Here is a 25,034-nt window from a genome sequence, read left to right as displayed (position 1 = left end):
TCATGGTGCTGATGATCGTGAGCGGTCGGTCAGGCTCGGGGAAGTCAGTGGCGCTACGCGCGCTGGAAGATATGGGTTTTTACTGCGTCGATAACCTGCCGGTGGTGCTGTTGCCCGAGTTGGCGAACTCGCTGGCGGAGCGCAACATCTCGGCAGCGGTGAGCATCGACGTACGCAACATGCCTGAATCCCCTGAGATTTTTGAAACCGCGCTGAATAACCTGCCCGACTCATTTTCACCCCAGTTGCTGTTTCTTGATGCCGATCGTAATACCCTGATTCGCCGCTACAGCGACACCCGCCGTCTGCATCCGCTCTCCAGTAAAAATCTGTCGCTGGAAAGTGCCATTGATGAAGAGAGTGATTTGCTGGAGCCACTGCGTTCACGGGCCGATCTGATCATCGATACCTCAGAAATGTCGGTCCACGAACTGGCAGAGATGCTGCGTACCCGGCTGCTGGGCAAGCGTGAACGTGAGCTGACGATGGTGTTTGAGTCGTTTGGCTTCAAGCACGGCATCCCGATTGATGCCGATTATGTGTTTGACGTGCGCTTCCTGCCGAATCCGCACTGGGACCCTAAGCTGCGCCCGATGACCGGCCTCGATCGTCCGGTGGCTGCCTTTCTCGATCGCCATACCGAAGTGCACAACTTCATCTATCAGACCCGCAGTTATCTGGAACTGTGGTTGCCGATGCTGGAAACCAACAACCGCAGTTATCTGACTGTCGCTATCGGCTGTACCGGCGGGAAACATCGTTCGGTCTATATTGCAGAACAGCTGGCGGACTACTTCCGTTCACGCGGCAAGAATGTACAGTCACGTCACCGTACGTTGGAAAAGCGTAAATCATGACCGTTAAGCAAACTGTCGAAATCAAAAATAAACTGGGTATGCATGCCCGACCGGCAATGAAGCTGTTTGAACTGGTACAGAGCTTTGACGCTGAAGTGCTGCTGCGCAATGAAGCCGGCACCGAAGCCGAAGCCAGCAGCGTGATTGCGCTGCTGATGCTCGATTCAGCTCAGGGCGGCCACATTGAAATCGAAGCCAGCGGGCCGGAAGAGATCCCGGCGCTGGCAGCGGTCATTGAGCTGTTTGAAGCGGGTTTCGACGAGGATTAACCCTCAGTCCAGCCGGTTACGCTGTAAAAATCCTTCCCCGCCAAGCTGGCGCATCTGACGCAGGATCCACTGCTGCCGCTGCCGTACATAGCCAGACGGCGTTGCAGCACGGAAGCGGATAGGATTAGGCAGCACCGCGGCCAGCAACGCCGCTTCGCCAGCGGTCAATCGGCTGGCTGGCTTGTGGAAATAGCGCTGTGACGCCGCCTCCACACCAAACACCCCAGGCCCGAATTCGGCGATATTCAGATAGACGGTCAGAATACGTCGCTTAGTCCAGACGGTCTCAATGCCCACCGTCAGGCCCGCCTCCAGCCCTTTACGCACCCAGCTCCGCCCATCCCACAGAAACAGGTTCTTGGCCGTCTGCTGCGACAGGGTAGATGCACCACGCATCCGGCTATCGCTGTTATCCAGCACCGACTCGATCGCCGCGACGTCAAATCCCCAGTGGGTCGGAAACTTTTGATCTTCAGACGCAATCACCGCCAGGCCCATCCACGGCGAAATTTCATCGTGTCCGACCCAATCCGAATGGGCAACATAGCTGAAGTCGCCGCGAAGCCAGGCACCGAGCTGGCGCTCAACCATAACCGCGGAGAACGGCACCGGTAAAAATGAAAACAGCAAAATCCCTGCCAGCCAGATGCCCAGCCACGCCAGAATAATACGCACAGCAATCCGTTTAATACGTTGTCCGGCGCTTCCTTTATGCTTACTCATGCAATCTTCCCATACTTGTTTCAGGCGTTAATCAATTACTCGCGTAATCAGTGCGCAAAAAAACCTTTTATTGCCTTTATCGGTGAAAATGACCGTGCAGTTTCCAGACATCAGGTCGACATTTTGCATTAAAAAGCTGCAACAGATCGAAATAGTTCAAGCACTTCCGTCAGAAAGGAATCGGTTCCATTCGCCGCGACCGTTAATTACCTTTCCAGATAAACACTTAATAATTAGTAATAAGCACTAATTTTAATGGTTTGCATTGCTTAACTATCCTGTTTTTATGTCTTCGGTATTTTTCACTAATTGGCCGAAATCATGCCGATAACCGGTAAATTTCTTGCCAGAATAGCGCGGTCATTGACCGTCTGTCGCTTAAGCTTTCGCCACCGGTTAAGGTCCGACCTGATGGGTGGAAGCGTAAATAAGCGAAATCTTTTTTCTCTTTCCAAAACGTTTTGGATAAATCACGCCATTTTGCGCCGGTGGTGAGCAATATCAGCGCGTTAGCAGCATTAATAGCTCAGATTCGTCCGCCGCTTCGCTTTAAGGGGTGACAGGGCCAGCAACCCGGCTATCGCCGGGTTAAAAGCGCGCAAAAAGTGGGATAACTGATTAAAATAACCGCAATACAACGCAGAAAATGATTCCTTGCTTGACTGTGTTGCCAAATTAATGTTTTCTGTATTTAAACGCTGCTCAACATCACACATTTTAATGAATCTTCTAACACGTTAAGATGAATTTGCTAAGGTGAAGGCAGTGTTAACCAATACCATGCGGCTGCGTTTATTACTCAAAGCATAGCAACCGCTACTTTTTCCCTGGTGTTGGCGCAGTATTCGCGCACCCCGGCCTCGGCTGGGGTCATTTTTTTCTGGCGGACGACGCTTCCTGCTCCGCAACCCAGTCGCGCAATACCTGCACATCGTGTCGCCACTCGTGCTTCAGCTCATCAATCCATTCAACCACGTTATCCCACCAGGCTGGCAGTTCCGGGCTCTGGATCTGTTTCGCCAGCTGCTGCAGATGTTGTAACCCTACCGATCCCGCCGCGCCCTTGATTTTGTGCCCCTCTTCGGCGATGCCTTTTTGATCGCGCGCCATCAGATTAGATTCGAGCACTTCAAGATAGCCTGGCATCATCTTTTCAAACATCGTCAGGCTTTGGGTAATCAGGCTCGGCCCGACCAGATTGAGATACTGCTCCAGCATCGGGATATCCAGCAGCGTCTGGCTTTTATCTGCGGCTTCGTGCGGCAACGCCTCCTCCGGCTCCGCCTGATAATCCCAGAACTTTTTGATGATGGCGGTCAGCGCCGGTACCGCCAGTGGCTTGCTGAGCACATCATCCATTCCGGCATCGAAATACTCTTTTTTGTCCTTCAGCACATTGGCGGTCAATGCTACCAGCGGCGGCAGATGGATGCTCTGGTGCTGCTGGCGGATCGCCCGCGACACATCCAGACCGGTCATGTCCGGTAACTGAATATCCAGCAGCACCAGATCGAACTCCAGCGGGTCAAACATCGCCAGCGCGTCGCTGCCGGTCATCGCCACCTCGACGCTGCAGCCCAGCTTCTCCAGCACCGAGCGCGCCACAATCACGTTCAGTTCGATATCTTCCACCAGCAGCACGTGCAGCGCCGGCAGAGGCAGGCTGTCATCCACGCCTTCATCTTCCACCTCTTCAGCAATGCGTGGCGCTTTGATCTCAACGGTGAAGCAGGAGCCCTGCCCCGGCGCGCTTTGCACCCGGATATCGCCGCCCATCGCCTGTGCCAGCCGGCGGGATACCGCCAGGCCAATGCCGGTGCCGGTAGCCGGTTTGCCGCCGTGCTGATCCTTCACCTGATAGTACATGGCGAAGATTTTGTCCTGCTCCTCCTGGCGGATGCCCATACCGGAATCCTGTACCTCAAAGCGCAGCGTTTCATCCTGCTGATACGCCACCCGCACTACGATCTCGCCCTGCTGGGTGAACTTGACGGCATTGCCAATCAGGTTCCACAAAATCTGCCGCAGACGGGTGCCGTCGGTGGAGATCATGTGCGGCAACGGTAACTGTGGTGCGAGGACAAACTTCAGCCCTTTTGGCTGCGCCAGCAGGCCGGACAGGTTTTCTAAATCGGCGAGGAAGCTGGTGAAGTCGAGCGGCTGATTATCCAGCTGCACCTTACGCCGCTCAATCTTGTCCACTTCAATCACATCATTGAAGATGTTGCCCAGCGTGATGGCAGAGACGTGGATGGTTTTCAGGTATTTCAGCTGTTCCTGATTCAGATCGGTATCGAGCAGAATACGGCTCAGTCCGACAATGCCGTTAAGCGGCGTACGCAGCTCGTGGCTGATAGTAGAGATAAAGGTGGTCTTCTCCCGGCTGGCGTTCTCTAACGCGTCCTGGTAGCGCTTACGCTCGGTTATATCGCGGCCAAATCCCATCAGCCCGCTGCGTTTGCCGACGCGGTCGTAATAAGGCACTTTGCGGATTTCAAAACAGGCTTTGCGCCCGTCCGGATATTGCAGCCACTGTTCATAAGTCAGGGAGACGTTGTGGCGGAACACTTTCTCATCGGTTTCCAGCACTTTAGTGGCCGCTTCATCATCGTAGATATCGCGTGGCGTCAGGCCGATAAGCTGTTTTTCACTTTTACCGGTCAGCAGTTCCATCGCGCGGTTACAGCCGGAGAACTGTTTGTCGATGTTGCGATAGAACACCAGATCCGGCGACGCATCAAGAAACGAACGCAAGAAGGAGGATTGCTGCTCCAGTTCAATCTGCGCCTGTTCGCGCCGCGTCACTTCTTCACGCAGCTTATCCATCACCTGCTCACGCGCCTGCTCCGCTTTTTTACGGTCGGTGATCTCCTGATTCAGCTGGGTGATGGTCTCTTTCATCTGCTGATTCAGTTCCAGGTCGCGGGTGCGCATCTCTTCCAGTTTATCCACCAGCCTCGCCAGCCGCTGTCGCGATTCCTCCAGCTGATCGACCACCACCGACAGGAAATAGACCGCCCACGGGGTGATCAACAGCCCGAAGAACACCGATCGCACCATGTCGATACTCTCGACATGCCCACGCAGTACCATGGTGACCGCCATCTGGACAATCATCGCCAGCACCACCAGCGCCGAGGCCAGCAGCAGCGAGAACCGCACCAGTCCAAGCTTCACCATCAAATCCACGTAATATTGTGCCAACAGCCGAATTTGTTTCATAAAAACTCCCTGGAAGAGAAACAGCCTCATGATAGCGTAATTAACCGGCCGACGTCGCAACGCCGCAGCGGAAGATAAGCGATGTAGTGCGCTTTTATGGTGCATCGGCCCGGTTGTTCGGCGACGTTTATGACAACCGGCTTAAAACCCTTGACTGCGTGTGCCAAATGAATAATCTGTAAGGCCGCTGCTAAAAACGGCGCATCCTTTGCCCGGTGTTTTTTCAATATCCTGTCGACGTTCTGTTGCGCAGGCTCATTCCTTTTTATGAATACTCATTCATCTTTAATGCTGTTTTAAGCACATCCAGCCCGATTAATTTTTCTTATAACCCCCGGCTGTTTCATTCAAATAATCGGACATAAGAAAAACAGATACATGCTGTGCAACAGCGGTGCGGAACAGCATTAAATGCTGTTAAAGCCCTACTCACCAGCATGGTGCAGAGATCTAACGGCTGCACTACAGTGAGTCAGTTCACATTTATCAGGCGATTGCCACCGGCTAAAGCACCATAATTTAAACCTCTTTATCTTTTTAATTCATAAGCTTAGCATCAAAAACAGCACAATAACCTCGGCTAAGGCCCTCATTTGACCTGATTACGCTTTCCCGATAAGTTGGAAATCCGCTGAAAGCTTTCCTGACGGGCCAGTGTCTCGGCATATCTATGCAACAAGAAGACTCCCGCGTGGTTTAAGTCATCTCCTTTAAGAGACCGGAAATCGAAGAGCAGCTCAATTAAGGACGTTTCACCGATGTCTGGAGAGAAATGCTCAGGGCTATGACGCGCGCTCGACAGAGCATGGCGATGAAAATGAAGTGCGCCTCAGTTGCGCTCAGACCCTGAAACAGTGCAGGTAATGTCAAAAGCAGTTTAAGGAGACCCTCAATGTCCACTAACAAACCTCATTCCTATGGCTTGTATGATCCAACAGCAGGCAGTGATAGCTGTGGTGTAGGTTTCATAACGCGTAAGGACGGCGAGCAGACCCATGAGATTTTGCAGATGGCGCACAGCGCCCTGTGCACCGTACCGCATCGTGGCGGCATGTCGGCTGAAGGCGTGGGCGACGGCGCCGGGGTCAACGTTGATCTCTCCCTGCACTTCTTCCGTAAAATTACCGGCCAGCCGCTGGAAGCGGGCCGCTTCGGCGTCGGCAACTTCTTCGTGCCGAAAGATGCCGACCTGCGCGCTAACGCAGAACGTCTGGTCGATGAAACGCTGAGCAGCTTTAATCTGCCGGTGATCATGAAACGTGACATGCCGCTCGACAGCAGCGTGACGCGTCCGGCGGCAGTGCAGTTCCAGTTACCGATTCTGCAGTGGATTTTCACTGCGCCGCAGGACGTGGCCGACCAAAACGACTTCGAACAACGCATTTATCGCGCCCTGTTAACCATCGAAGCCCGGGCTTTTACCGAGAGTGAATTTGGCGGTCTCTATCCGCTGTCGCTCTCTTCACGCACCCAGGTTTTTAAAGCCCGTCTGAATTCCAATGAAGTGATCCCTTACTTCAGGGATCTGACCGACCCCGATCATCAGGTGCGCGGGCTGTTTTTCCATACCCGCTTCTCAACCAACACCGATCCGCACACCACCATGGCGCAGCCGTTCCGCCTGATGGCGCACAACGGTGAACTGAATACCGACCGTAAGAACCGCATCGCCGAATCGGCGCTGGCGCTGGCGCGCGGCAAGAAAATTGTGCGGCCGAAAGGCCAGTCGGACAGCTCACGTCTCGATCAGAGCATCCATAGCCGTCTGATGGAAGATAACCTCGATCTGATCACCGCAGTGGTCTCGATGATGCCGCCTGCCTGGGAAAACGACAGTGCGTTATCGCCGGAAGTGCGCGCTATGCTGGAGTACTTCTCGCTGTATGAAGAGAAGAACGACGGTCCGGCTGCGTTAATCTTTGGTAATGGCGAAGTGATTGGGGCGCGTCTTGACCGTCTCGGCCTGCGTCCGCTGCGTTCAGTAGAAACTGCAGAGTATATCGGTGCGATGTCCGAAGCGGGCCAGATTGCCTTCCCGCCGGAAAGTGTGCTGCGTCGCGGCCGTATTGAGGCCGGTGGCATGCTCTACTTCGATCATCGCGAAAAACGCAGCTACACCACGGTACAGGCGCTGGAAAAACTGGCTGCCGAAAAAGATTATCCAGCTCTGCTGCGCGAGGCGCGCGTCGGACTGGAAGACCTGCCCGCCATTCCGGCTGAGCAGCAAGGTTCACCGCTGCGCTATCGCGGTGACCTGAAAACCTATCAGCGCTTTGTGGCCTACTACTACAACCAGGAAAGCTTCAAGTTCATGATGGACCCGATGCTGAACACCGGCGCAGAGAAAATCTCCGCCATGGGTTACGGCAACGCAATTAACGGTCTGTCCGATCATGAAGGCGGCATGGCGCACTATTTCTCTCAGCGCTTCGCCCAGGTGACTAACCCGCCGCTGGACTCTATCCGTGAAGTGGATGGCATGACGCTGCGGGTCGCGCTGGGTGCCAAACCGCATCTCGGTCGCAGCAAAGGCCGCCAGATTGTGGTGCCTTCGCCGATCCTGAGCCATCTCGATATGCTGCGTTTACGTGAGCAGGATGTCGCGCCGTACGCCCGCTTTGAGATGCTGTATGAGCCGGTTATTGGCAAAGATCTGTTGAGCACCACCGCTAACGCCAACGCGCTGGAGAAGGCGATTGACGATCTGGCACAGCAGGTGGTTGATTTTGCCCGCAGCCAGGGCGGCATCGCGGTGCTGACCGATCGCCACATCTCCTCTAAACAGGCAGCAATTCCGATGCTGCTGGTGGTCTCTGCCATCAACCAGCGTCTGGTGCAGGAAGGTCTGCGTCTGGATGTGTCGCTGGTGGTGGAAAGCGGTCAGAGCATTTCATCGCACCACATTGCCGCCACGCTGGGCTTTGGTGCCTCCGCTATCTATCCGCTCGGCGTGCAGATGCGTGCGGAAGAGAAGTTCGGTGAAGGTGAAGAAGGCAATAAAGCCTTTAAACGCTATGCCAAAGCGGCTGAAAAAGCATTAATGAAAACCATGGGCAAAGTGGGTCTCTGCACCGTTGAAAGCTACAGCAGCGGCGAATTCTTTGAGCCAAACTTCCTCAACACCGACGATCCGGTGCTGAAAAAGTACTTCCCGAATATTAAAACGCCGGTGGGCGGCGCCGGTTTTGCCACCATCGCGCAGATGGCGGTCGACTGGCATCAGAGCGCCCTGAAAATTCAGGGTGAATCTGAAGTGCCGTTGCTCGGTCTGTTTAAAGAACGTGCCGAAGGCGCCGGTCACTCGTACGGCACCATTGCGGTACGCACCTTTATTGATATGACTGAGGAGCCGATCCGCTTCGCCGATAAAGCGCGTGAAGAGGATAACTTTATCCGCCTGATGACGCTGGCGAAGCTCGATAACGCCTTTGGCATCAAGCCAGAAACCTTTAAAGACAGCAGCTTCGAGCGCATTCCGGATGAGGTGATCAACAATTTCACTATCACCGCCGATTACCGTCAGTTCTCAAGCCTGATGTATGAAGAGCGTAAACGTCGCCCGGCGGCGCTGCGCGATATTCTGACCTTCCCGGCTGACCTGACCCACATCGACAGTGAAGCGGAGTTCCGCCGTAAGCTGGGACGCTACTCGCTGACCAACAACGGCTTTGCGATCCGCGGCCTGGTCTGTGAAGCGGTGGATGGCAGCCTGAATCACTTTATGCTGCGCCTGACCGATGCGATTGCTGGCCTGAAGCCAGAGCATGAGCGTCTGCAGAACCTGTCACGCGCACTGAAGTTGCGGTTTAACGACGATATCGAGAGCAGTGAAGTGGTCGATGGCGGCCTGAAAGTGACCGCTTACGGCAAAGCGGCCGATTATCTGTCGCGTATTTTCACCACCCTGCCCTCACTGCCGCTCAGCGAGGTTCAGCCCGCCTGTGAAATCACCCGCACCTTTGCTTCCGGTGCGATGAGTCACGGTGCGCTGGTGGCACCTGCTCATGAGGCGGTGGCACACGGTACCAATATGGTCGGCGGCATGAGCAACTGCGGTGAAGGTGGCGAACACTACTCGCGTCACGGCACCATCCGTGCATCGCGCATCAAACAGCTGGCTTCGGGTCGCTTCGGCGTCTGGGCGGCCTACCTTGCCGATCCGATGCTGGAAGAGCTGGAAATTAAAATTGGTCAGGGTGCCAAGCCTGGCGAAGGTGGCCAGTTACCGGCCGCTAAAGTCACGGTGGAAATTGCCGCGGCCCGTGGCGGTACGCCTGGCGTTGAGCTGGTCTCACCGCCACCGCATCACGATACTTACTCGATTGAAGATCTGGCGCAGCTGATCCATGACTGTAAAGCCGCGCGGGTACGGGTGATCGTCAAGCTGGTTTCGTCGGAAGGCATTGGCACCATCGCGGTTGGCGTTGCCAAAGCGGGTGCTGACGTCATCAACGTAGCCGGCAACACCGGCGGCACCGGCGCGGCCTCCGTTACCAGCCTGAAATACACCGGCCGCGTAGCGGAAATCGGCATCGCAGAAGTGCATCAGGCGCTGTGCGCCAACGGCCTGCGTGACAAAGTGCTGCTGCGCTGTTCAGGCGCTCAGCAAACCGGCAGCGACGTGGTGAAATCAGCGCTGCTGGGCGGCGACAGTTTTGAATTCGGTACGACCGCCCTGATGATGCTGAAATGCGTGATGGCGAAAAACTGTAACGTCAAATGCCCGGCGGGCTTAACCACCAATGCCGAAGCCTTTGATGGCGATCCACGCCAGCTGGCGCAGTACTTCCTCAATGTCGCGCATGAAGTCCGTGAGATTCTGGCGCGGATGGGATTACGTTCGCTGCGTGAAGCACGCGGCCGCGCTGATCTGCTGCACCTGATGGATCACCCACTGGAAGTCGGCAAACTCGATTTGCGCGCCATGCTGACCGTGGTACCGGAGCTGAAAATCGAACATCCGGTTTACCTCGAAAAAGATTTCGAGCTGGATGATGGCTGGGTAGAACAACTGAAACTGGCGCTGGTTGAACAGCGTAAGCCTGACATCACGCTGGGCGATAACGTGGTACTCAACAACCGCAACAAGAGCGTCGGCGGCCAGCTGGCGATCGATATTGAGCGGATGCTGAACCATCAACTGAGCGCAGAACAACTGCAGGCGATGCCGGCGGTGCTGGCCGACGACCGTGGCCGTCACTATCTGGCACCAGAGAGCGTGAAAATTTCCACCTCCGGTTCCGCCGGTCAGTCGTTTGGCGCATTTTGCAACGATGGTATGCAGATGCGTCACTACGGCACCTGTAACGACGGCGTTGGCAAAGGACAGTGTGGCGGTGAACTGGTGGTGATGTCGCCAGGCGGCGGCGCACAGGACGGCGATGGCAACGTGCTGATCGGTAACTTCGCACTGTTCGGTGCCACCGGTGGACGCCTGTTTGTGCAGGGGCAGGCCGGTGACCGTTTCGCGGTGCGTAACTCCGGTGCCACGGCGGTGGTTGAAGGGGTCGGCGATTTCTGCTGCGAGTACATGACCAACGGCGCCATTCTTAACCTCGGCACCTTCGGTAAAGGGTTTGGTAATGGCATGAGCGGCGGCTTTGCCTATCAGTACGATCCCTATGGTTCACTGGCCAGCCATGCTGCCGGCGATTCCGTGCTGTTCGGTTCAATCGCCGATCAGGATGAGATGGCGCAGGTCCATAAGCAGGCAGTGCTGACCATGCTGAACTGGCATCTGGAGGCAACGCAGTCCCCGCGTGCGGCGTGGCTGCTGGAGAACTGGGAAACCGAGTGTCACCACTTTGTCTACGTCATGCCGCGCTCGCTGCTGCTTTACCAGGATGGGGGAGAAATCCTGAAGGCCAAAACCCGCAAAGATTTGCTGGAAGAGCTGTCTACTGCGCTGGCGGGCCATCAGGTGGCGAAGTTTAAAGCTGCCTGGCGTCAGGGTAAAACCATCGCCAACGGCGCGGTACCGGCTTACGGTGCGACCGACACGCTGGAGATGTTTGTCCTGCTCAACAACTACACCGTGCTGAGCTTCGCGCAGCAGCTGGCATTGGGCAAACTGCCAAAAGGCACGCCGGTTGAAGATCCGGCCGTAGAAAAAGCGGTTCGCAACCTGCTGATGACCGAAGATTTTTCGCTGGTCAGCAAGCTGCAACGTCATGCCCGCTCAGCGATTGAAAGCTACAGCGATGATGAACTGGCCAGCCTGATCGGCACCAAACGGATGTCCGATTACAAAGCTGCGCTGACGCAACGCAACATCCGCTCGATGGACAGCCTGGCGACGTATGGCTGGATCATGTATCAGGACGCCTGTAACCGCGAAGTGCTGGGACATCTGCCTGATTTTGAAGAGCTGTTTGCGCGTGCAGCGTTACCTGAAATTGCCGCGGCGGTGGGAAAACTGTCCTGACAGGGCGACTGACCTGATTGAACGTGAATATTATTAATTGATATTACCCGGATTAAGCGTGGTAACACGCAGCGTAAGCTTCACGTTTCCCGCCACCACGTCAGGCGGTGCGGAAGGTGAAGCGGCTCTCTGCGATGGCGGCGTCGCTTATGACGGGTGAGAACGGGATTGAGTAAAAGTACCCATGAAAATTCCTTATATTCCAGAAGATGCACCCTTTAATGGCGATCAGAAATACTGGCTGGCGGGCTTCCTCGCCGGTCTTCACTCCCGTTTACTGGTGTTAGAAGACAAGCAGCAGCCTGCGGCAGGTACCGGCGCCGCCGCCACCACCCAACTGCATATTCTCTACGGTTCGCAAACCGGCAACGCGGAAGCGCTGGCGCAAACCGCCGCCAAATCAGCACGTGCTAAAGGACTGGTGCCGGTAGTTCAGGCGCTGGGCGATGTGGATCTCGACGTGTTCGCGACCATGCGTCACGTACTGATCGTCACGTCTACCTATGGCGAAGGCGAAATGCCAGACAACGCCCAGTTATTCTGGGATGCCATCTCCGCCAGCACCGCCCCGCGTCTGGAGCAGATGCACTTTGCCGTGCTGGCGATTGGCGATACTGGTTACGATGGCTTCTGCCAGGCGGGTAAATTCATTGATATGCGGCTGGAGCAGCTGGGCGCGAAACGCGTAGTCGATCGTATTGATTGCGACATCGACTACGAAGAGCCGTCCAGCGAATGGCTGAACAGTTCGATGCCGCAGTTTGCCGCCAGCGCGGGCAGCAGCGGCACGGTGCTGGAAAGCGCACCAGAAGCGCCGGTGATCCCGGGCAGCAACAAGTCCAATCCTTACGCTGCGGCGCTGATCACCAACAAGCGTCTGTCAGGCGAGCAGTCGGCGAAGGATATTCGTCACTTCGAGTTTGATCTGACCGACAGTGGTCTGAAATATGAAGCGGGCGATGCGCTGGGCGTTATCCCGGTCAACGAACCGTCGCTGGTCAGCCTGCTGCTGACGCAGCTGAATGCCGATTACCAGACGCCGGTGCCCGGCTTTGACCGCAGCCTCGGCGATCTGCTGACCTATCAGTTTGAAATCTCAGAACCGTCGCGCAAGCTGATTGAGTGGGTCGGACAGAACACCACCAACCAGGAACTGCGTCACGTGTTGCAGCACGACGATAAAGATGCGCTCGGCGTGTGGCTTTGGGGCAAAGATACGCTTGACCTGCTGCAGCTTGAGCTGACCCGCTCGCTGCCGGTACCGGAATTTGTCGCGCTGCTGCGCCCGTTGCAGCATCGTGCCTACTCCATCTCGTCAAGCTCGAAGGCGCATCCTAACCAGGTACACCTGACCGTCGCCTCCGTCCGTTATCACAGTGGTGGCCGTAACCGTGGCGGTGTCTGTTCAACCTATCTGGCCGAACGCGTGCGTCGTGGTGAGAAGCCCGCTATCTTCATTTCGCCAAACAAAGCATTTCGCGTGCCGGCTAATAACAGCGCCCCGCTGATCATGGTGGGTCCAGGCACCGGTATCGCCCCGTTCCGCGCCTTTTTGCAGGAGCGTCAGGCAACCGGCGCACAGGGAAAAAACTGGCTGTTCTTTGGCGATCAGCATCAGGAACATGATTTCATCTATCGCGAAGAGCTGACCGGCTGGCACGACAGCGGCTTGCTGACCCGGCTGGATCTGGCGTTCTCACGCGATCAGGAGAAGAAGATTTACGTGCAAACCCGCATGCTGGAACAGGGCGCAGAGCTTTATGCCTGGCTGCAGGAAGGTGCCTATTTCTACGTCTGTGGTGATGCGTCACGCATGGCGAAAGATGTCGACAGCGCGCTGTATGAAGTGGTGCGTCAGTTCGGCGGGCTTTCCAGTGAACGTGCGGCGGATTACATCGATCAGCTGAAGAAAGAGAAGCGTTACCTGCGCGACGTCTATTAATTCGCGCGCGTCAACGTAACAACACATCCGGCTTGCGCAGGCAGCCGGATTTTTTATTGCCCTTAACAACCGGCAAAAAAATACCCGTCGTGAGGACGGGTATCGGATGTTATTTCACGACGCGCAATGAAGGGCGTCCGCCACGCGGTGGTGGATCGTCATCAGGCGGTGTCTCGTCATCGCTGGCATCGTCAGGACGATCGCCATCAATCACGGACATCATGGTCTCTTCCTGACCGTCTGACGTCTCCTGAGAGGCCAGTTCGTAGGCCGGCTCAGGTTCGAACATCGTTCCAGCGCCATTTTCACGCGCATAGATCGCCAGAATCGCCGCCATCGGCACGTTAACCTGACGCGGAACGCCGCCGAAACGGGCGTTGAACGACACCTGATCGTTAGCCAGATCGAGATTGCCCACGGCGCGCGGCGCAATGTTCAACACAATCTGACCATCGCGCGCATACTCGAGCGGCACCTGCACACCAGGCAGATTAATGTCGACCACCAGGTGCGGCGTTAACTGGTTGTCGAGCAACCAGTCGTAGAAGGCGCGCAGCAGATAGGGGCGACGTGCGGTAAGTTGCGACATTTCCATAAATCAGCCCCGGGCTTGCAGGCGCATTTCACGTTCAGCTTCAGTTAATGAAGCGAGGAAAGAGTCACGCTCGAAGACACGATTCATGTAGCCTTTCAGCTCTTTTGAACCGGAGCCGATCAAATCGATGCCCATTGACGGCAGACGCCATAACAGCGGTGCCAGATAGCAATCGACCAGGCTGAATTCTTCGCTCATGAAGAACGGTGTGCGACCAAACAGCGGCGCAATCGCCAGCAGCTCTTCACGCAGTTGTTTGCGTGCGGCTTCGGCTTCCTGACCGCTGCTGTTCTCAACGGTTCTCATCAGGCTGTACCAGTCCTGCTCGATGCGGAGCATCATCAGACGGCTTTCACCACGGGCAACCGGATAAACCGGCATCAGCGGTGGATGCGGGAAACGCTCATCTAAATATTCCATGATGATGCGTGATTCATACAGCGTCAGCTCACGATCTACCAGCGTCGGCACCGTGCGATACGGGTTGAGGTCAATCAGATCCTGCGGCAGGTTATCCATTTCGACCTGCTCGATCTCTACGCTGACACCCTTCTCCGCCAGGACAATACGTACCTGATGGCTGAAAATGTCAGTAGGACCAGAAAACAGCGTCATTACCGAACGTTTGTTGGCAGCGACAGCCATGAAAACCTCCAAGTTTGTTCACAAAAAGTTACTGCGAATAGCCAACCATCCGGCGACTCACTTGCTCATAGAACTCGCACGCAACCCACGTTAGCTGCGTCGTATACTAATATCCCGACGGCGGGGAGACGCATAACGCACCGGCCTGCGGGCGCAAAGTGACACAGAGTTTACCAGATTTTAGGCAGCTTGTGGGCGTGGAATGAATCTTTGCGGGGAAATTGGGAGCGCCGTTAACGTTTTTCCGCCTGCATCGGCGGTGCAGCAGAAAGCAAAAAACCCGCCGAAGCGGGTTTTTTGTGCCAATTGTCTCTGCCGAAGCAGCAACAATTAACGCTTGGAGAACTGAGGACGACGACGTGCTTTACGCAGGCCGACTTTCTTACGTTCAACCTGACGCGCATCACGGGTAACGAAGCCAGCTTTACGCAGCTCCGCACGCAGAGATTCGTCATATTCCATCAGAGCGCGGGTGATACCGTGACGGATCGCACCAGCCTGACCAGAAATACCACCACCTTTAACGGTGACGTACAGATCGAATTTACCAACCAGGTCCAGCAGCTCAAGCGGCTGACGAACTACCATGCGGGCAGTTTCGCGACCGAAGTACTGTTCCAGAGAACGTTGGTTAATAACGATGTTACCGCTACCCGGCTTAATAAATACGCGAGCGGTAGAGCTTTTGCGGCGACCAGTGCCGTAGTTTTGAGTTTCAGCCATTGCCTTTAATCCCGATTAAATGTCAAGAACTTGCGGTTGCTGTGCCGCATGGGTGTGCTCGTTGCCTGCGTAAACTTTCAGTTTACGGTACATAGCACGACCCAGCGGGCCCTTCGGCAGCATGCCTTTAACCGCGATCTCAATCACACGCTCAGGACGGCGAGCAATCATCTCTTCAAAGGTCGCCTGTTTGATACCACCGATGTGACCAGTGTGGTGATAGTAAATCTTGTCAGTACGCTTGTTGCCGGTTACAGCAACTTTTTCTGCGTTCAGAACGATGATGTAATCACCAGTATCAACGTGCGGAGTGTATTCCGCTTTATGCTTACCACGCAGACGGCGCGCCAGTTCAGTCGCCAGGCGACCCAAAGTTTTGCCCGTTGCGTCAACTACAAACCAGTCACGTTGGACGGTTTCTGGTTTAGCTGTAAAAGTTTTCATCGAAAAGCTTACCCAAATTAAGTTACACGTTGGTGAAATCCCAAACGCTTAAGTAAACGATTGAGGCTCACACGACCATTTTGACCAGCAAGCCACCCCTTCGGATAGAGTTACTGGAACACAGAGGATTTGGGAAAAAAATCCTTTGCTGTAACGTGGGGTCGCAAGATTATAGAGAAGTCAGTTACAAAAATCGAACCCTATTTCACTATTTATCTGCTTTATTCTCACGGCAGGTGCGGCAGGCGCAGATACTCCTCGCTCTGCATCTCCTGCAGACGTGATAAGCAGCGCTGATACTCAAATTTCAGCCGCGTGCCCTGATAAATCTCGGTCAGCGAGGTTTCCGCTGCCACCACCAGTTTCACATGGCGTTCGTAGAATTCATCGACCAGCGCCAGAAAACGACGCGCCTGATCCTCGGTCTTATAAATCATCACCGGCACATCATGCAGCAAGACGCTGTGGAAGCGACGCGAGAGCGCAATATAGTCATGCTGGCTGCGTCCTTCCCCGCACAGCGTGGTGAAGTTGATCGCCAGTACCCCGTCACTGACGCCGAGCGTCGGCATCTGGCGATGGTTGATCTCCAGGACCGGTGCCTGTTCCGGTTTGCCGCCCGCCAGCGCCTGAAACATCCGCCCCATTTCAGCGTGGGTCTTGTCATTCAGCGGGTAGTTCCACAGATGGGCCGAGGTCAGCGTCCGCAACCGGTAATCGATGCCGGCATCGACGTTCATCACATCACAGTGGGTTTTGATCTGCTCAATCGCCGGCAGGAAACGCGCACGCTGTAACCCGTTGCGATAGAGATCGTCTGGCGGAATATTTGAGGTGGCAACCAGCGCGATACCGCGTTCAAACAGCGCTTCCATCAGGGTGCCAAGCAGCATCGCATCGGTGATGTCAGAAACGAAAAACTCGTCGAAACAGAGGATATCGGTTTCGGCTTTAAACCGGTCGGCGATGATCAGCAGCGGATCGCTCTGTCCCTGCAGTTGCGTCAGCTCTTCGTGTACCCGCAACATAAAGCGATGAAAGTGCAGCCGCAGTTTGCGATTGCCAGGAATAGACTGAAAAAACAGATCCATTACCCAGGTTTTCCCGCGACCCACACCGCCCCACATATATAAACCGCGCAGCGGTGGCAGGGGTTCGTTTTTCTCTTTGCCGATCAGTTTCGACAGGCGACCCAGCAGGCCAGATGTCGCAGGCGCAGCAGTTTGCTGACGTGCGGCCAGTGCTTGCTGGAGCGCGTCTAAACGGGTAATGGCTTCACGTTGTACGTCATCGGGCTTGAATTCGCCCTGCGACAGCGCCTGCTCATAGCGGGCAAGCGGAGATGAGGTTTGCATTGTTCTCTCAGAGTCCCTGAATTTTGTCTGATTCATACAGCTGTTGTCGAAAAAAAGGCCGTTCTACACTAAGCCATGCCGCTCCAGAGTTCCACATCCATAAGATTAACGGGTATAGTGACTACTATTGGAATGGTGCAATGCCCTACGGAACAACGGAAATAACACGGGAGTCATTATGACCTGGGAATACGGGCTAATTGGTTTAGTGGTAGGCATTATTGTCGGCGCAGTAGCCATGCGTTTTGGCAACAGGAAATTGCGTGAGCAGCGCAGCATGCAGTACGAACTGGAAAAATCGAAAGCGGAACTGGCGGATTACCGTCAGGAACTGACTAACCACTTCGCGCAAAGCGCGGAATTGCTGGACAACATGGCGCGTGACTATCGTCAGCTCTATCAGCATATGGCGAAAGGGTCGAATGACCTGCTGCCCGATCTGCCGGGTGAAAAGAACCCGTTTGCTTATCAGTTAACCGAAGCTGAAGCCGATAACGATCAGGTCCCGGTACAGATGCCGCGCGACTACTCTGAAGGGGCATCCGGTTTACTGCGCGGCGAGCGCCCTGCCCGCGACTAATCTTTTTGGGGCGCAGCCCGTCTGCGCCCACGGTTTTTGCGAACCCTGACCTCAAACGACTGTCACACTGAGTAATTCCCCCCACTTTTTGCAGCGAGAGCGTTGTAGCAATGAAAAAACAAGCACGACTGTTTAGCGCATTAGCCTTGAGTATTGGGATGAGCCTTGCCGCCGCGCCAGACGCGATGGCGACGCTACCAGCACAAATTGCCGGCCAGCCGCTGCCAAGCCTGGCGCCAATGCTGGAGAAAGTGCTGCCCGCCGTGGTCAGCGTTCACGTTGAAGGTACCGAATCGGCCGATCAGGCGCAGGATATTCCTGAGCCGCTGAAACGCTTCTTTGGCCAGATGCCCGGCGGCAATAATCAGCCACAGCCGTTTGAAGGTCTGGGGTCGGGCGTAATCATTGATGCGGCCAAAGGATACGTGCTGACCAATAACCACGTGGTCAACGGCGCGGATAAGATCAATGTGCAGTTGGGCGACGGCAGTGAATATGAAGCCAAACTGATCGGTCATGATGAGCAGACCGACATCGCACTGATTCAGATCCAGGGCGCAAAAAACCTGACGCAGGTAAAAGTAGCCGATTCCGACCAGCTAAAAGTGGGCGATTTTGCGGTAGCGATCGGCAACCCGTTTGGTCTGGGTCAGACTGCGACCTCCGGTATCATCTCTGCATTGGGCCGTAGCGGCCTGAATCTGGAAGGGCTGGAAAACTTTATCCAGACCGATGCGGCGATAAACCGCGGCAACTCAGGCGGCGCGCTGGTTAATCTCAATGGCGAGCTGATCGGGATTAATACCGCGATTCTGGCCTCAAGCGGCGGCAATATCGGCATCGGCTTCGCCATTCCCAGCGACATGGCGATCAATCTTGCCCAGCAGCTGATCAAATATGGTGAAGTGAAGCGTGGCCAGCTCGGTATTAAAGGCACCGAAATGACTGCTGACATGGCCAAAGCGTTTAACGTTGATGCGCAGCGCGGCGCGTTTGTCTCTGAAGTATTGCCGCAGTCAGCAGCCCAGAAAGCGGGTGTGAAATCTGGCGATATCATCACCTCAGTGAATGACAAACCGATCACCAGCTTTGCCGAACTGCGGGTGAAAATCGGCACCACCGCGCCAGGCGAGCAGGTCAAACTTGGTTTGCTGCGTGAAGGTAAACCGATCACCGTCACCGTTACGCTGGAGCAAAGCGCACAAACCACCGCCAGTGCCCAGTTGATGTCGCCTGCGCTGCAGGGTGCCACCCTGAGTGATGGCCAGACCAAAACCGGTGACAAAGGGGTTAAGGTCGACACCATCGAGAAAGGCACGCCAGCTGAACAGGTTGGTCTGCAAAAAGATGATGTGATTGTTGGCGTTAACCGCAATCGCGTTCAGTCGATCGCTGAAATGCGTAAAGTGCTGGAAGGGAAACCGCCGGTACTGGCCCTGAATGTGGTCCGCGGTGATGAAAGTATCTATCTGTTGTTGAGATAAACCTCGCATTATGGCGGACACAAGCACGTGTGTGTCCGCCGCTCTCATGCTATTCTGCCCAGCGATCTCCCCTGGCGTGATTTAACACCATGTTTCTTAAACTTTTGCGTGCCGTGGTGCTGGGCCTGATTGTGGCGGGTATTTTGCTCGCAGCACTGCCTGCACTGCGTATGGGCAGCGACGCCCTCTATAACCACGATGACAGTAACGACGAAACACCCTTTAGCTTTAATCAGGGGGTGCGCCGCGCCGTGCCTGCGGTCGTCAACGTCTACAACCGTAGCGCACACGGTAATAACAATCGTGGCATCACTACCCTGGGTTCCGGGGTGATCATGAACGCAAAAGGTTACATCCTGACCAATAAGCACGTCATCAACAATGCTGACCAGATTATTGTGGCATTACAGGATGGCCGTTTCTTCGAAGCGACGCTGGTTGGTTCAGACGCAATGACCGATTTGGCGGTGCTGAAAATTACCGCCTCCAGCCTGCCGGTAATCCCGATCAATCCTAAACGTCTGGCCCATATCGGCGATGTGGTAATGGCGATCGGCAATCCCTACAACCTCGGCCAGACGGTTACCCAGGGCATTATCAGCGCCACCGGACGGGTTGGCTTAAGTTCGTCGGGCCGGCAGAACTTCCTGCAAACCGATGCCTCTATCAACCAGGGTAACTCTGGCGGCGCGCTGATCAACTCGCTGGGCGAATTGATGGGCATCAACACCCTGACCTTCGACAAAAGCAATGACGGCGAAACGCCGGAAGGCATTGGTTTCGCTATTCCGACCGCGCTGGCCTCAAAAATTATGGATAAGCTGATTCGTGATGGCCGGGTGATTCGCGGCTACATCGGCATTACCGGCCGCGAACTGCCGCCGCTGCACGGTCAGGGCAGCAATCTGGATCGGGTTCAGGGCATTATCGTTAGCGTGGTGACCCCGGACGGTCCGGCCGATAAAGCCGGTATTCAGGCCAATGATGTGTTGCTGAGCGTCAACGGCAAGCCCGCAGTGTCCGCCCAGGAGACGATGGACCAGGTGGCTGAGATTCGCCCGGGTTCAGTGATTGATGTGCGGGTACTGCGAAATGATCAGAAGCTGACGCTGCCGGTAACGATTCAGGAATTTCCGGACAGTAGCCAGTAGCACAGCACGCGGCATACCAGCCGCCATGATTTAGCCTGACAGGCAGGGCTGGCCCAGCTGAAGAGCAAAGCGTCCGAGCCAGGAAGGCGAGGCCGACCTACAGGGAAATAGGTCTCCTTTGCGATCGGCTGGTCCATCCCTGCCCTTTCCACCGTTTTCCCGCCAGATGGTTAACAGCGATCGACCGGGAAGGCGATCACTTCACTCAGTGATTCCGCTTTCAGCGCCAGCATAATCAACCGATCTACACCCAGCGCCACCCCGGAACAGGCTGGCATACCGTGCGCCAGTGCATCCAGCAGGTTGGTATCAATCGGATGCTGTGGCAGGCCGCGCGCCGCGCGCTGACGGTTATCCTGCTCGAAGCGCTGACGCTGTTCGCGGCTGTCAGTCAGCTCACGGAAACCGTTCGCCAGTTCGATGCCCTTGTAGTAGACCTCGAAACGTTCTGCCACACGGTGATCCTCGGTGCTGATCTCCGCCAGCGCCGCCTGGCTGGCCGGGAAGTGATAAACGAAGCAAGGCTTATCCTGACCAATCTTCGGTTCCACGCCCAGCATAAACAGCAGCATCAGCAGGGTATCGCGATCCTCTTCCGCCCGCGCCAGTTCGCCTTCACCCAGCTTTTCCGCCGCTTCACGCAGCTGGGCCTTGTCTGCCGACAGCGGATCAATCTCCAGATGACGAATAAACGCCTGCTGATAAGAGAGTGATTCTGCGCTGTCGCACTCCAGCACCTGCTGCATCAGATCGTCGACTTCGTTCATCAGACGATACATGTCGTAGTGCGGCCGGTACCACTCCAGCATGGTGAATTCCGGGTTATGGTGACGCCCCGCTTCTTCATTGCGGAAGCTGCGCGCCATCTGGTAAATCGGCCCGCTGCCGGCGGCCAGCAGGCGTTTCATGTGGTATTCCGGGCTGGTCATCAGCCAGAGATCGCGCCCTTGTGCGGCACCCGGCCCGACAAACCGCGTCTGGAACGGCACCAGATGAATATCGGTGATGGTCGCCTGACTCATCGCTGGCGTATCGACTTCCAGTACGCCACGATCGGCAAAGAAACGACGCACTTCGGCTAAAATCGCCGCGCGTTTTAACAAATTGGCGATGGATGCGCTTGGTTGCCAGCTTGCCGTTTCGCTCATGGTGATGACTCCTGATACAAATAAGGGGTGGAAGTCTACCTGCAATGCCTGCGGCAAACAATCTCGCGCCCGCGCTGCCAAAAACAGCGTTTCGGCTTCTATACTTAAGCAGTTAAATCACAAAGGAATCCCACTATGTCTCCATGGAAAACTGTTGTTGCCAGCCTGAGCGCTTTTCTCTCCGTCGCCTGTAGCACCACGCCGCCAAAGAACGTCACCGTAATCGAAAACTTTGACAGCCAGCGCTATCTCGGTCAGTGGTATGAGATTGCCCGCCTGAATCACCCTTTCGAACGCGGCCTTGAACAGGTGACGGCGAACTATAGCCCGCGTGAAGATGGCGGCCTGAAAGTGATCAATCGTGGCTACAACGTGAAGAAACAGCGCTGGCAGGAGAGCATCGGCAAGGCCTACTTTACCGGCGACCCGCAGCGTGCGGCGTTGAAAGTCTCCTTCTTCGGCCCCTTCTACGGCGGCTATAACGTGATTGCTCTCGATCCGGACTACCGCTATGCGCTGGTATGTGGACCGAATCGCCACTATCTGTGGATTCTGTCGCGCACTCCGCAGCTGGAGCCGGGCGTGAAAGAGAAGCTGGTCGATCAGGCGCGTCGGGATGGCTTCCCGGTTGACGAGTTAATCTGGGTAAAACAGAAATAGTGCGGAAGCGAACAGCCGGTACGAAAAAGGTTTCGTACCGGTTGGAATAACGGGTTACTTCGTGCTGTTTTGAATCGCCTGACCACCCGCTTCTACGTCTTCGCCTACGCCACGTGTGGTATTACAAGCCGTCAGCAGTGAAGAGAGCACCAGTACAGAGAAGAAAGTGACAATACTTTTCTTTAACATAACAATGTCCTTTTTGATGGATGTAAAAGTACAGCGTTTTAAGCATAGCCGGATTTCCGACGACTGCCGCTGACGATTCCACAAAATAGACGAAGGTTAACAGTCAGTTTGCCGCACGTGAAATGGCACCACCTAAGTGGGAGACATCTTCGCCAAAACCGTGGAAAGTGTTGCAGGCGCTCAGCGCAGAGGAGACCAGCAACGCGAATGCGATTAATTTTGCCAGTTTTTTCATTTTTTCACTCACACAAGAAAAAGGCGCATCTGAGATGCGCCTGCGGCACTTATTTTACGCGTGACACGTATTCGCCAGAGCGGGTGTCAACTTTGACCACTTCGCCCTCTTGCACGAACAATGGCACTTTCACCACTGCGCCGGTAGACAGCTTGGCTGGCTTACCGCCTGTACCCGCGGTGTCACCTTTCAGACCAGGATCGGTTTCAACGATTTCGGCTTCGATAAAGTTCGGCGGCTGAACGGCGATTGGACGGCCATTCCACAGCGTAACGATACATTCAGCGTTATCCTGCAGCCATTTTGCGGCATCGCTGACGGTTTTCTCTTCAACCTGGAACTGCTCGAAGCTTTCCGGGTGCATGAAGTGATAGAACTCACCGTCGTTGTACAGGTAGTTCAGGTTGGTATCCATAACGTCTGCGCCTTCGGCGGAGTCGGTGGATTTGAAAGTTTTCTCAACGCGAGAACCCGTCAGCAGGCGACGCATTTTAACGCGCGCGAATGCCTGACCTTTACCCGGTTTAACGAACTCACTGGATTCGATGGCATACGGCTCGCCTTCGAACATGATTTTAAGACCGGGACGGAAATCGTTGCTAGAATAAGTCGCCATGAAGGCCCTCTACGAAAATTGATACTGGTACTAAGCCAAAAAAATGGCACACATTGTAACCCTAAAAACACCTTCCAGAGAAGATTGGTTGCAGCAACTTGCTGATGTTGTCACTGAACCTGATGAATTACTGCGGATTTTAGCCCTGGATCAGCACACTGAGCTGGCCGACGGGGCGGATGCGCGGCGTCTTTTCGCCTTGCGCGTTCCCCGTGCATTCATCAACCGGATGAAGAAAGGTGATGCGCACGACCCGCTGCTGCTTCAGGTACTGACTCAACGCCAGGAATTCATCGATGCGCCAGGTTATAGCACCGATCCGCTGGATGAACAAAGCAACGTTGTCCCTGGTTTGCTGCATAAATACCAAAACCGCGCCTTATTGCTGGTGAAAGGCGGCTGTGCGGTCAACTGTCGCTACTGCTTCCGCCGTCATTTTCCTTACCAGGATAATCAGGGAAATAAGCGTAACTGGCAGGCGGCACTGGACTATATCGCCGATCATCCGGAGCTGGATGAGATCATCTTCTCCGGCGGCGATCCGCTGATGGCGAAAGATCATGAACTCGCCTGGCTGATTGCGGCGCTGGAGAAAATCCCGCACCTGAAACGGCTGCGTATCCATAGCCGTTTACCGGTGGTGATCCCGGCGCGGATTACCGACGCACTTTGTCAGATGCTCAGTGAAACGCGGCTGCAGGTGCTGATGGTGACGCACATCAACCATGCGCAGGAGATTGACGACGCACTGCGTGTGGCGATGAGAGAGCTGAAGCGTGCAGGCGTGACGCTGCTCAATCAGAGCGTGCTGCTGCGCGGCGTCAACGACAATGCCCGGACGCTGGCAACGCTGAGCAATGCGCTGTTCGATGCGGGCATTCTGCCCTACTACCTGCACGTGCTGGACAAGGTGCAGGGTGCCGCCCATTTCTACGTATCAGACGACGACGCACGGCAACTGGTGCGGGCGCTGCTGTCGCAGGTTTCGGGTTATCTGGTGCCTAAGCTGGCGCGCGAGATTGGCGGAGAGCCGAGTAAAACGCCGCTCGATCTGCAACTGCGGCAGGAATAAAAACGGCCGGCGCAAGGCCGGCCGTCTGAAGAAGGCATGATGCCGGATTCACCTTACGGGCACTTGTAAACCTGACCGGACATTTTACTGTCGAGTGGCGCGAACGCGGACAGCAGGTTCTGCGTCGGACTGGTTGCGCCGTAAATCACGTTGCCGCCCATTTCCGCTGCACGGTTGCGCAGGTCATTTGCTGCACCGCGCAGGGCGCTGGTTTCCCCGCCTGCCCCGCTCAGCCAGTTACTCTGTGAGCCGGTAAGATTCCCCAGAAGCTGACACTCACTGCCGGGCTGCTGATCGGTAAAAGTCACGCGCTGGCCTGCCGAGGACAGTTGAGTAGAGCTGCTACAGCCCGCCAGCAATAACGCGCCAGCCGTCAGTCCGAGCAAGAGGTTAATCCGCATTGTAATCCCCATTTATTATCATCAGAGTCGGGTGGCAGCGTAGCAGAAAAATGTTTTTTCTTTCTGCACATTCATTGCCCTTATCCCGTTATATCGTCTCAATATTTCATGCCGCTTGCAGGCTGGCAAGCATGCCGATCCTGATGGTCTGGTTTAAGCCAGTGGATCCGGCGGCGCAGCAGCAGACAGCGTGACATATCAAGAGGAAAGACGAACGATTGCGCCACTACTTATACTATTTTCCGTCCCAAAAGAAAAACCCCCGACCGTTTCCGATCGGGGGTTCCAGATGACTTAAG

At 55.3% G+C, this 25,034-nt stretch carries 21 protein-coding genes; 9 read left to right on the top strand and 12 right to left on the bottom strand.

Annotation, left to right across the window (positions count from 1 at the left end):
- Positions 1-2 precede the first annotated feature (2 nt).
- Both rapZ and npr read left to right on the top strand, forming a co-directional pair.
- A complete protein-coding gene (gene rapZ, locus ABIB18_RS07065; RefSeq protein ID WP_003851114.1) occupies positions 3-857 on the top strand; it encodes an RNase adapter RapZ in 855 nt (284 codons plus the stop codon).
- Entirely contained in the window at positions 854-1,126 is a 273-nt protein-coding gene (gene npr / locus ABIB18_RS07060; RefSeq protein WP_031375452.1) for a PTS phosphocarrier protein NPr, read from the top strand. The genes rapZ and npr overlap by 4 nt, the downstream gene beginning before the upstream one ends.
- 3 nt (positions 1,127-1,129) lie before the next feature.
- On the opposite strand, the gene mtgA is transcribed toward npr, so the two are convergent.
- Both mtgA and arcB read right to left on the bottom strand, forming a co-directional pair.
- Positions 1,130-1,849, bottom strand: coding sequence for a monofunctional biosynthetic peptidoglycan transglycosylase (mtgA, locus tag ABIB18_RS07055; protein WP_089561298.1), 720 nt, complete (start codon positions 1,847-1,849; stop codon positions 1,130-1,132).
- An 870-nt stretch (positions 1,850-2,719) separates the two neighbouring features.
- Positions 2,720-5,071 (bottom strand): aerobic respiration two-component sensor histidine kinase ArcB, encoded by a 2,352-nt coding sequence (gene arcB, locus ABIB18_RS07050; RefSeq protein ID WP_354473890.1) that lies wholly within the window; start codon positions 5,069-5,071, stop codon positions 2,720-2,722.
- A gap of 892 nt (positions 5,072-5,963) precedes the next feature.
- Here arcB and ABIB18_RS07045 point away from each other — a divergent pair.
- Positions 5,964-11,495 (top strand): glutamate synthase-related protein, encoded by a 5,532-nt coding sequence (locus ABIB18_RS07045; protein WP_031375455.1) that lies wholly within the window; start codon positions 5,964-5,966, stop codon positions 11,493-11,495.
- Positions 11,496-11,679: 184 nt separating this feature from the next.
- Entirely contained in the window at positions 11,680-13,437 is a 1,758-nt protein-coding gene (locus tag ABIB18_RS07040; RefSeq protein WP_069728787.1) for a sulfite reductase subunit alpha, read from the top strand.
- 109 nt (positions 13,438-13,546) lie between these two features.
- On the opposite strand, the gene sspB is transcribed toward ABIB18_RS07040, so the two are convergent.
- From sspB to zapE, 5 genes are all read right to left on the bottom strand, one after another.
- Complete coding sequence (gene sspB, locus ABIB18_RS07035; RefSeq protein ID WP_031375457.1) at positions 13,547-14,032, bottom strand: ClpXP protease specificity-enhancing factor; 486 nt, start codon at positions 14,030-14,032, stop codon at positions 13,547-13,549.
- 3 nt (positions 14,033-14,035) lie between these two features.
- Complete coding sequence (sspA, locus tag ABIB18_RS07030; protein ID WP_354473889.1) at positions 14,036-14,677, bottom strand: stringent starvation protein SspA; 642 nt, start codon at positions 14,675-14,677, stop codon at positions 14,036-14,038.
- Positions 14,678-15,007: 330 nt separating this feature from the next.
- A complete protein-coding gene (gene rpsI / locus ABIB18_RS07025; protein ID WP_031375459.1) occupies positions 15,008-15,400 on the bottom strand; it encodes a 30S ribosomal protein S9 in 393 nt (130 codons plus the stop codon).
- A gap of 15 nt (positions 15,401-15,415) precedes the next feature.
- A complete protein-coding gene (rplM, locus tag ABIB18_RS07020) occupies positions 15,416-15,844 on the bottom strand; it encodes a 50S ribosomal protein L13 (RefSeq protein WP_008925400.1) in 429 nt (142 codons plus the stop codon).
- A gap of 227 nt (positions 15,845-16,071) precedes the next feature.
- Positions 16,072-17,199: a cell division protein ZapE gene (gene zapE / locus ABIB18_RS07015; protein ID WP_031375460.1), complete on the bottom strand. Its 1,128-nt coding sequence runs from the start codon at positions 17,197-17,199 to the stop codon at positions 16,072-16,074.
- Between the two features lie 178 nt (positions 17,200-17,377).
- On the opposite strand from zapE, the gene zapG reads away from it, so the two are divergent.
- The 3 genes from zapG to degS all read left to right on the top strand — a co-directional run bounded on the left by zapG (position 17,378) and on the right by degS (position 20,414).
- Entirely contained in the window at positions 17,378-17,779 is a 402-nt protein-coding gene (gene zapG, locus ABIB18_RS07010) for a Z-ring associated protein ZapG (RefSeq protein ID WP_031375461.1), read from the top strand.
- Between the two features lie 110 nt (positions 17,780-17,889).
- Complete coding sequence (degQ, locus tag ABIB18_RS07005; RefSeq protein WP_031375462.1) at positions 17,890-19,263, top strand: serine endoprotease DegQ; 1,374 nt, start codon at positions 17,890-17,892, stop codon at positions 19,261-19,263.
- 89 nt (positions 19,264-19,352) lie between these two features.
- Positions 19,353-20,414 (top strand): outer membrane-stress sensor serine endopeptidase DegS, encoded by a 1,062-nt coding sequence (gene degS, locus ABIB18_RS07000; RefSeq protein ID WP_031375463.1) that lies wholly within the window; start codon positions 19,353-19,355, stop codon positions 20,412-20,414.
- 170 nt (positions 20,415-20,584) lie between these two features.
- Here the strand turns inward: degS and epmA are convergent, their stop codons facing one another.
- The gene (epmA, locus tag ABIB18_RS06995) at positions 20,585-21,562 is read right to left on the bottom strand and encodes an elongation factor P--(R)-beta-lysine ligase (protein WP_354473888.1); all 978 of its coding nucleotides are present in this window, start codon (positions 21,560-21,562) and stop codon (positions 20,585-20,587) included.
- A 135-nt stretch (positions 21,563-21,697) separates the two neighbouring features.
- Here epmA and ABIB18_RS06990 point away from each other — a divergent pair, with 135 nt between their 5' ends.
- Entirely contained in the window at positions 21,698-22,222 is a 525-nt protein-coding gene (locus ABIB18_RS06990) for a lipocalin family protein (RefSeq protein ID WP_031375465.1), read from the top strand.
- Positions 22,223-22,276: 54 nt separating this feature from the next.
- Here the strand turns inward: ABIB18_RS06990 and ABIB18_RS06985 are convergent, their stop codons facing one another.
- The 3 genes from ABIB18_RS06985 to efp all read right to left on the bottom strand — a co-directional run bounded on the left by ABIB18_RS06985 (position 22,277) and on the right by efp (position 23,262).
- Complete coding sequence (locus tag ABIB18_RS06985) at positions 22,277-22,411, bottom strand: entericidin A/B family lipoprotein (RefSeq protein WP_031375466.1); 135 nt, start codon at positions 22,409-22,411, stop codon at positions 22,277-22,279.
- A 103-nt stretch (positions 22,412-22,514) separates the two neighbouring features.
- Positions 22,515-22,646, bottom strand: a complete 132-nt coding sequence (locus ABIB18_RS06980) for an entericidin A/B family lipoprotein (RefSeq protein ID WP_031375467.1) — start codon at positions 22,644-22,646, stop codon at positions 22,515-22,517.
- Between the two features lie 49 nt (positions 22,647-22,695).
- On the bottom strand, positions 22,696-23,262 hold the full coding sequence (gene efp, locus ABIB18_RS06975) for an elongation factor P (protein WP_031375468.1): 567 nt from the start codon (positions 23,260-23,262) through the stop codon (positions 22,696-22,698).
- A 43-nt stretch (positions 23,263-23,305) separates the two neighbouring features.
- Here efp and epmB point away from each other — a divergent pair, with 43 nt between their 5' ends.
- The gene (gene epmB, locus ABIB18_RS06970; protein ID WP_354473887.1) at positions 23,306-24,334 is read left to right on the top strand and encodes an EF-P beta-lysylation protein EpmB; all 1,029 of its coding nucleotides are present in this window, start codon (positions 23,306-23,308) and stop codon (positions 24,332-24,334) included.
- Positions 24,335-24,387: 53 nt separating this feature from the next.
- Here epmB and ABIB18_RS06965 read toward each other — a convergent pair whose 3' ends face one another.
- Positions 24,388-24,735: a DUF4156 domain-containing protein gene (locus ABIB18_RS06965; RefSeq protein ID WP_031375470.1), complete on the bottom strand. Its 348-nt coding sequence runs from the start codon at positions 24,733-24,735 to the stop codon at positions 24,388-24,390.
- Positions 24,736-25,034 lie beyond the last annotated feature (299 nt).

This window comes from Pantoea sp. UYEF8, assembly GCF_040546285.1.
Classification (GTDB): domain Bacteria; phylum Pseudomonadota; class Gammaproteobacteria; order Enterobacterales; family Enterobacteriaceae; genus Pantoea; species Pantoea brenneri.
Note: the sequence above shows the minus strand (reverse complement) of the source record. Positions and strands in the feature narration are given on the sequence as shown.

Excerpts from the sequence above, each read along its gene's own strand:
- degS (WP_031375463.1), top strand. The coding sequence starts at position 19,353 with ATGTTTCTTAAACTTTTGCGTGCCGTGGTGCTGGGCCTGATTGTGGCG.
- mtgA (WP_089561298.1), bottom strand. The coding sequence starts at position 1,849 with ATGAGTAAGCATAAAGGAAGCGCCGGACAACGTATTAAACGGATTGCT.
- ABIB18_RS07040 (WP_069728787.1), top strand. The coding sequence starts at position 11,680 with ATGAAAATTCCTTATATTCCAGAAGATGCACCCTTTAATGGCGATCAG.
- ABIB18_RS06980 (WP_031375467.1), bottom strand. The coding sequence starts at position 22,646 with ATGAAAAAACTGGCAAAATTAATCGCATTCGCGTTGCTGGTCTCCTCT.
- degQ (WP_031375462.1), top strand. The coding sequence starts at position 17,890 with ATGAAAAAACAAGCACGACTGTTTAGCGCATTAGCCTTGAGTATTGGG.
- zapE (WP_031375460.1), bottom strand. The coding sequence starts at position 17,199 with ATGCAAACCTCATCTCCGCTTGCCCGCTATGAGCAGGCGCTGTCGCAG.
- rplM (WP_008925400.1), bottom strand. The coding sequence starts at position 15,844 with ATGAAAACTTTTACAGCTAAACCAGAAACCGTCCAACGTGACTGGTTT.
- efp (WP_031375468.1), bottom strand. The coding sequence starts at position 23,262 with ATGGCGACTTATTCTAGCAACGATTTCCGTCCCGGTCTTAAAATCATG.
- ABIB18_RS06985 (WP_031375466.1), bottom strand. The coding sequence starts at position 22,411 with ATGTTAAAGAAAAGTATTGTCACTTTCTTCTCTGTACTGGTGCTCTCT.
- epmA (WP_354473888.1), bottom strand. The coding sequence starts at position 21,562 with ATGAGCGAAACGGCAAGCTGGCAACCAAGCGCATCCATCGCCAATTTG.
- npr (WP_031375452.1), top strand. The coding sequence starts at position 854 with ATGACCGTTAAGCAAACTGTCGAAATCAAAAATAAACTGGGTATGCAT.
- zapG (WP_031375461.1), top strand. The coding sequence starts at position 17,378 with ATGACCTGGGAATACGGGCTAATTGGTTTAGTGGTAGGCATTATTGTC.
- epmB (WP_354473887.1), top strand. The coding sequence starts at position 23,306 with ATGGCACACATTGTAACCCTAAAAACACCTTCCAGAGAAGATTGGTTG.
- sspA (WP_354473889.1), bottom strand. The coding sequence starts at position 14,677 with ATGGCTGTCGCTGCCAACAAACGTTCGGTAATGACGCTGTTTTCTGGT.
- ABIB18_RS07045 (WP_031375455.1), top strand. The coding sequence starts at position 5,964 with ATGTCCACTAACAAACCTCATTCCTATGGCTTGTATGATCCAACAGCA.
- sspB (WP_031375457.1), bottom strand. The coding sequence starts at position 14,032 with ATGGAAATGTCGCAACTTACCGCACGTCGCCCCTATCTGCTGCGCGCC.
- rpsI (WP_031375459.1), bottom strand. The coding sequence starts at position 15,400 with ATGGCTGAAACTCAAAACTACGGCACTGGTCGCCGCAAAAGCTCTACC.
- ABIB18_RS06990 (WP_031375465.1), top strand. The coding sequence starts at position 21,698 with ATGTCTCCATGGAAAACTGTTGTTGCCAGCCTGAGCGCTTTTCTCTCC.
- rapZ (WP_003851114.1), top strand. The coding sequence starts at position 3 with ATGGTGCTGATGATCGTGAGCGGTCGGTCAGGCTCGGGGAAGTCAGTG.
- ABIB18_RS06965 (WP_031375470.1), bottom strand. The coding sequence starts at position 24,735 with ATGCGGATTAACCTCTTGCTCGGACTGACGGCTGGCGCGTTATTGCTG.
- arcB (WP_354473890.1), bottom strand. The coding sequence starts at position 5,071 with ATGAAACAAATTCGGCTGTTGGCACAATATTACGTGGATTTGATGGTG.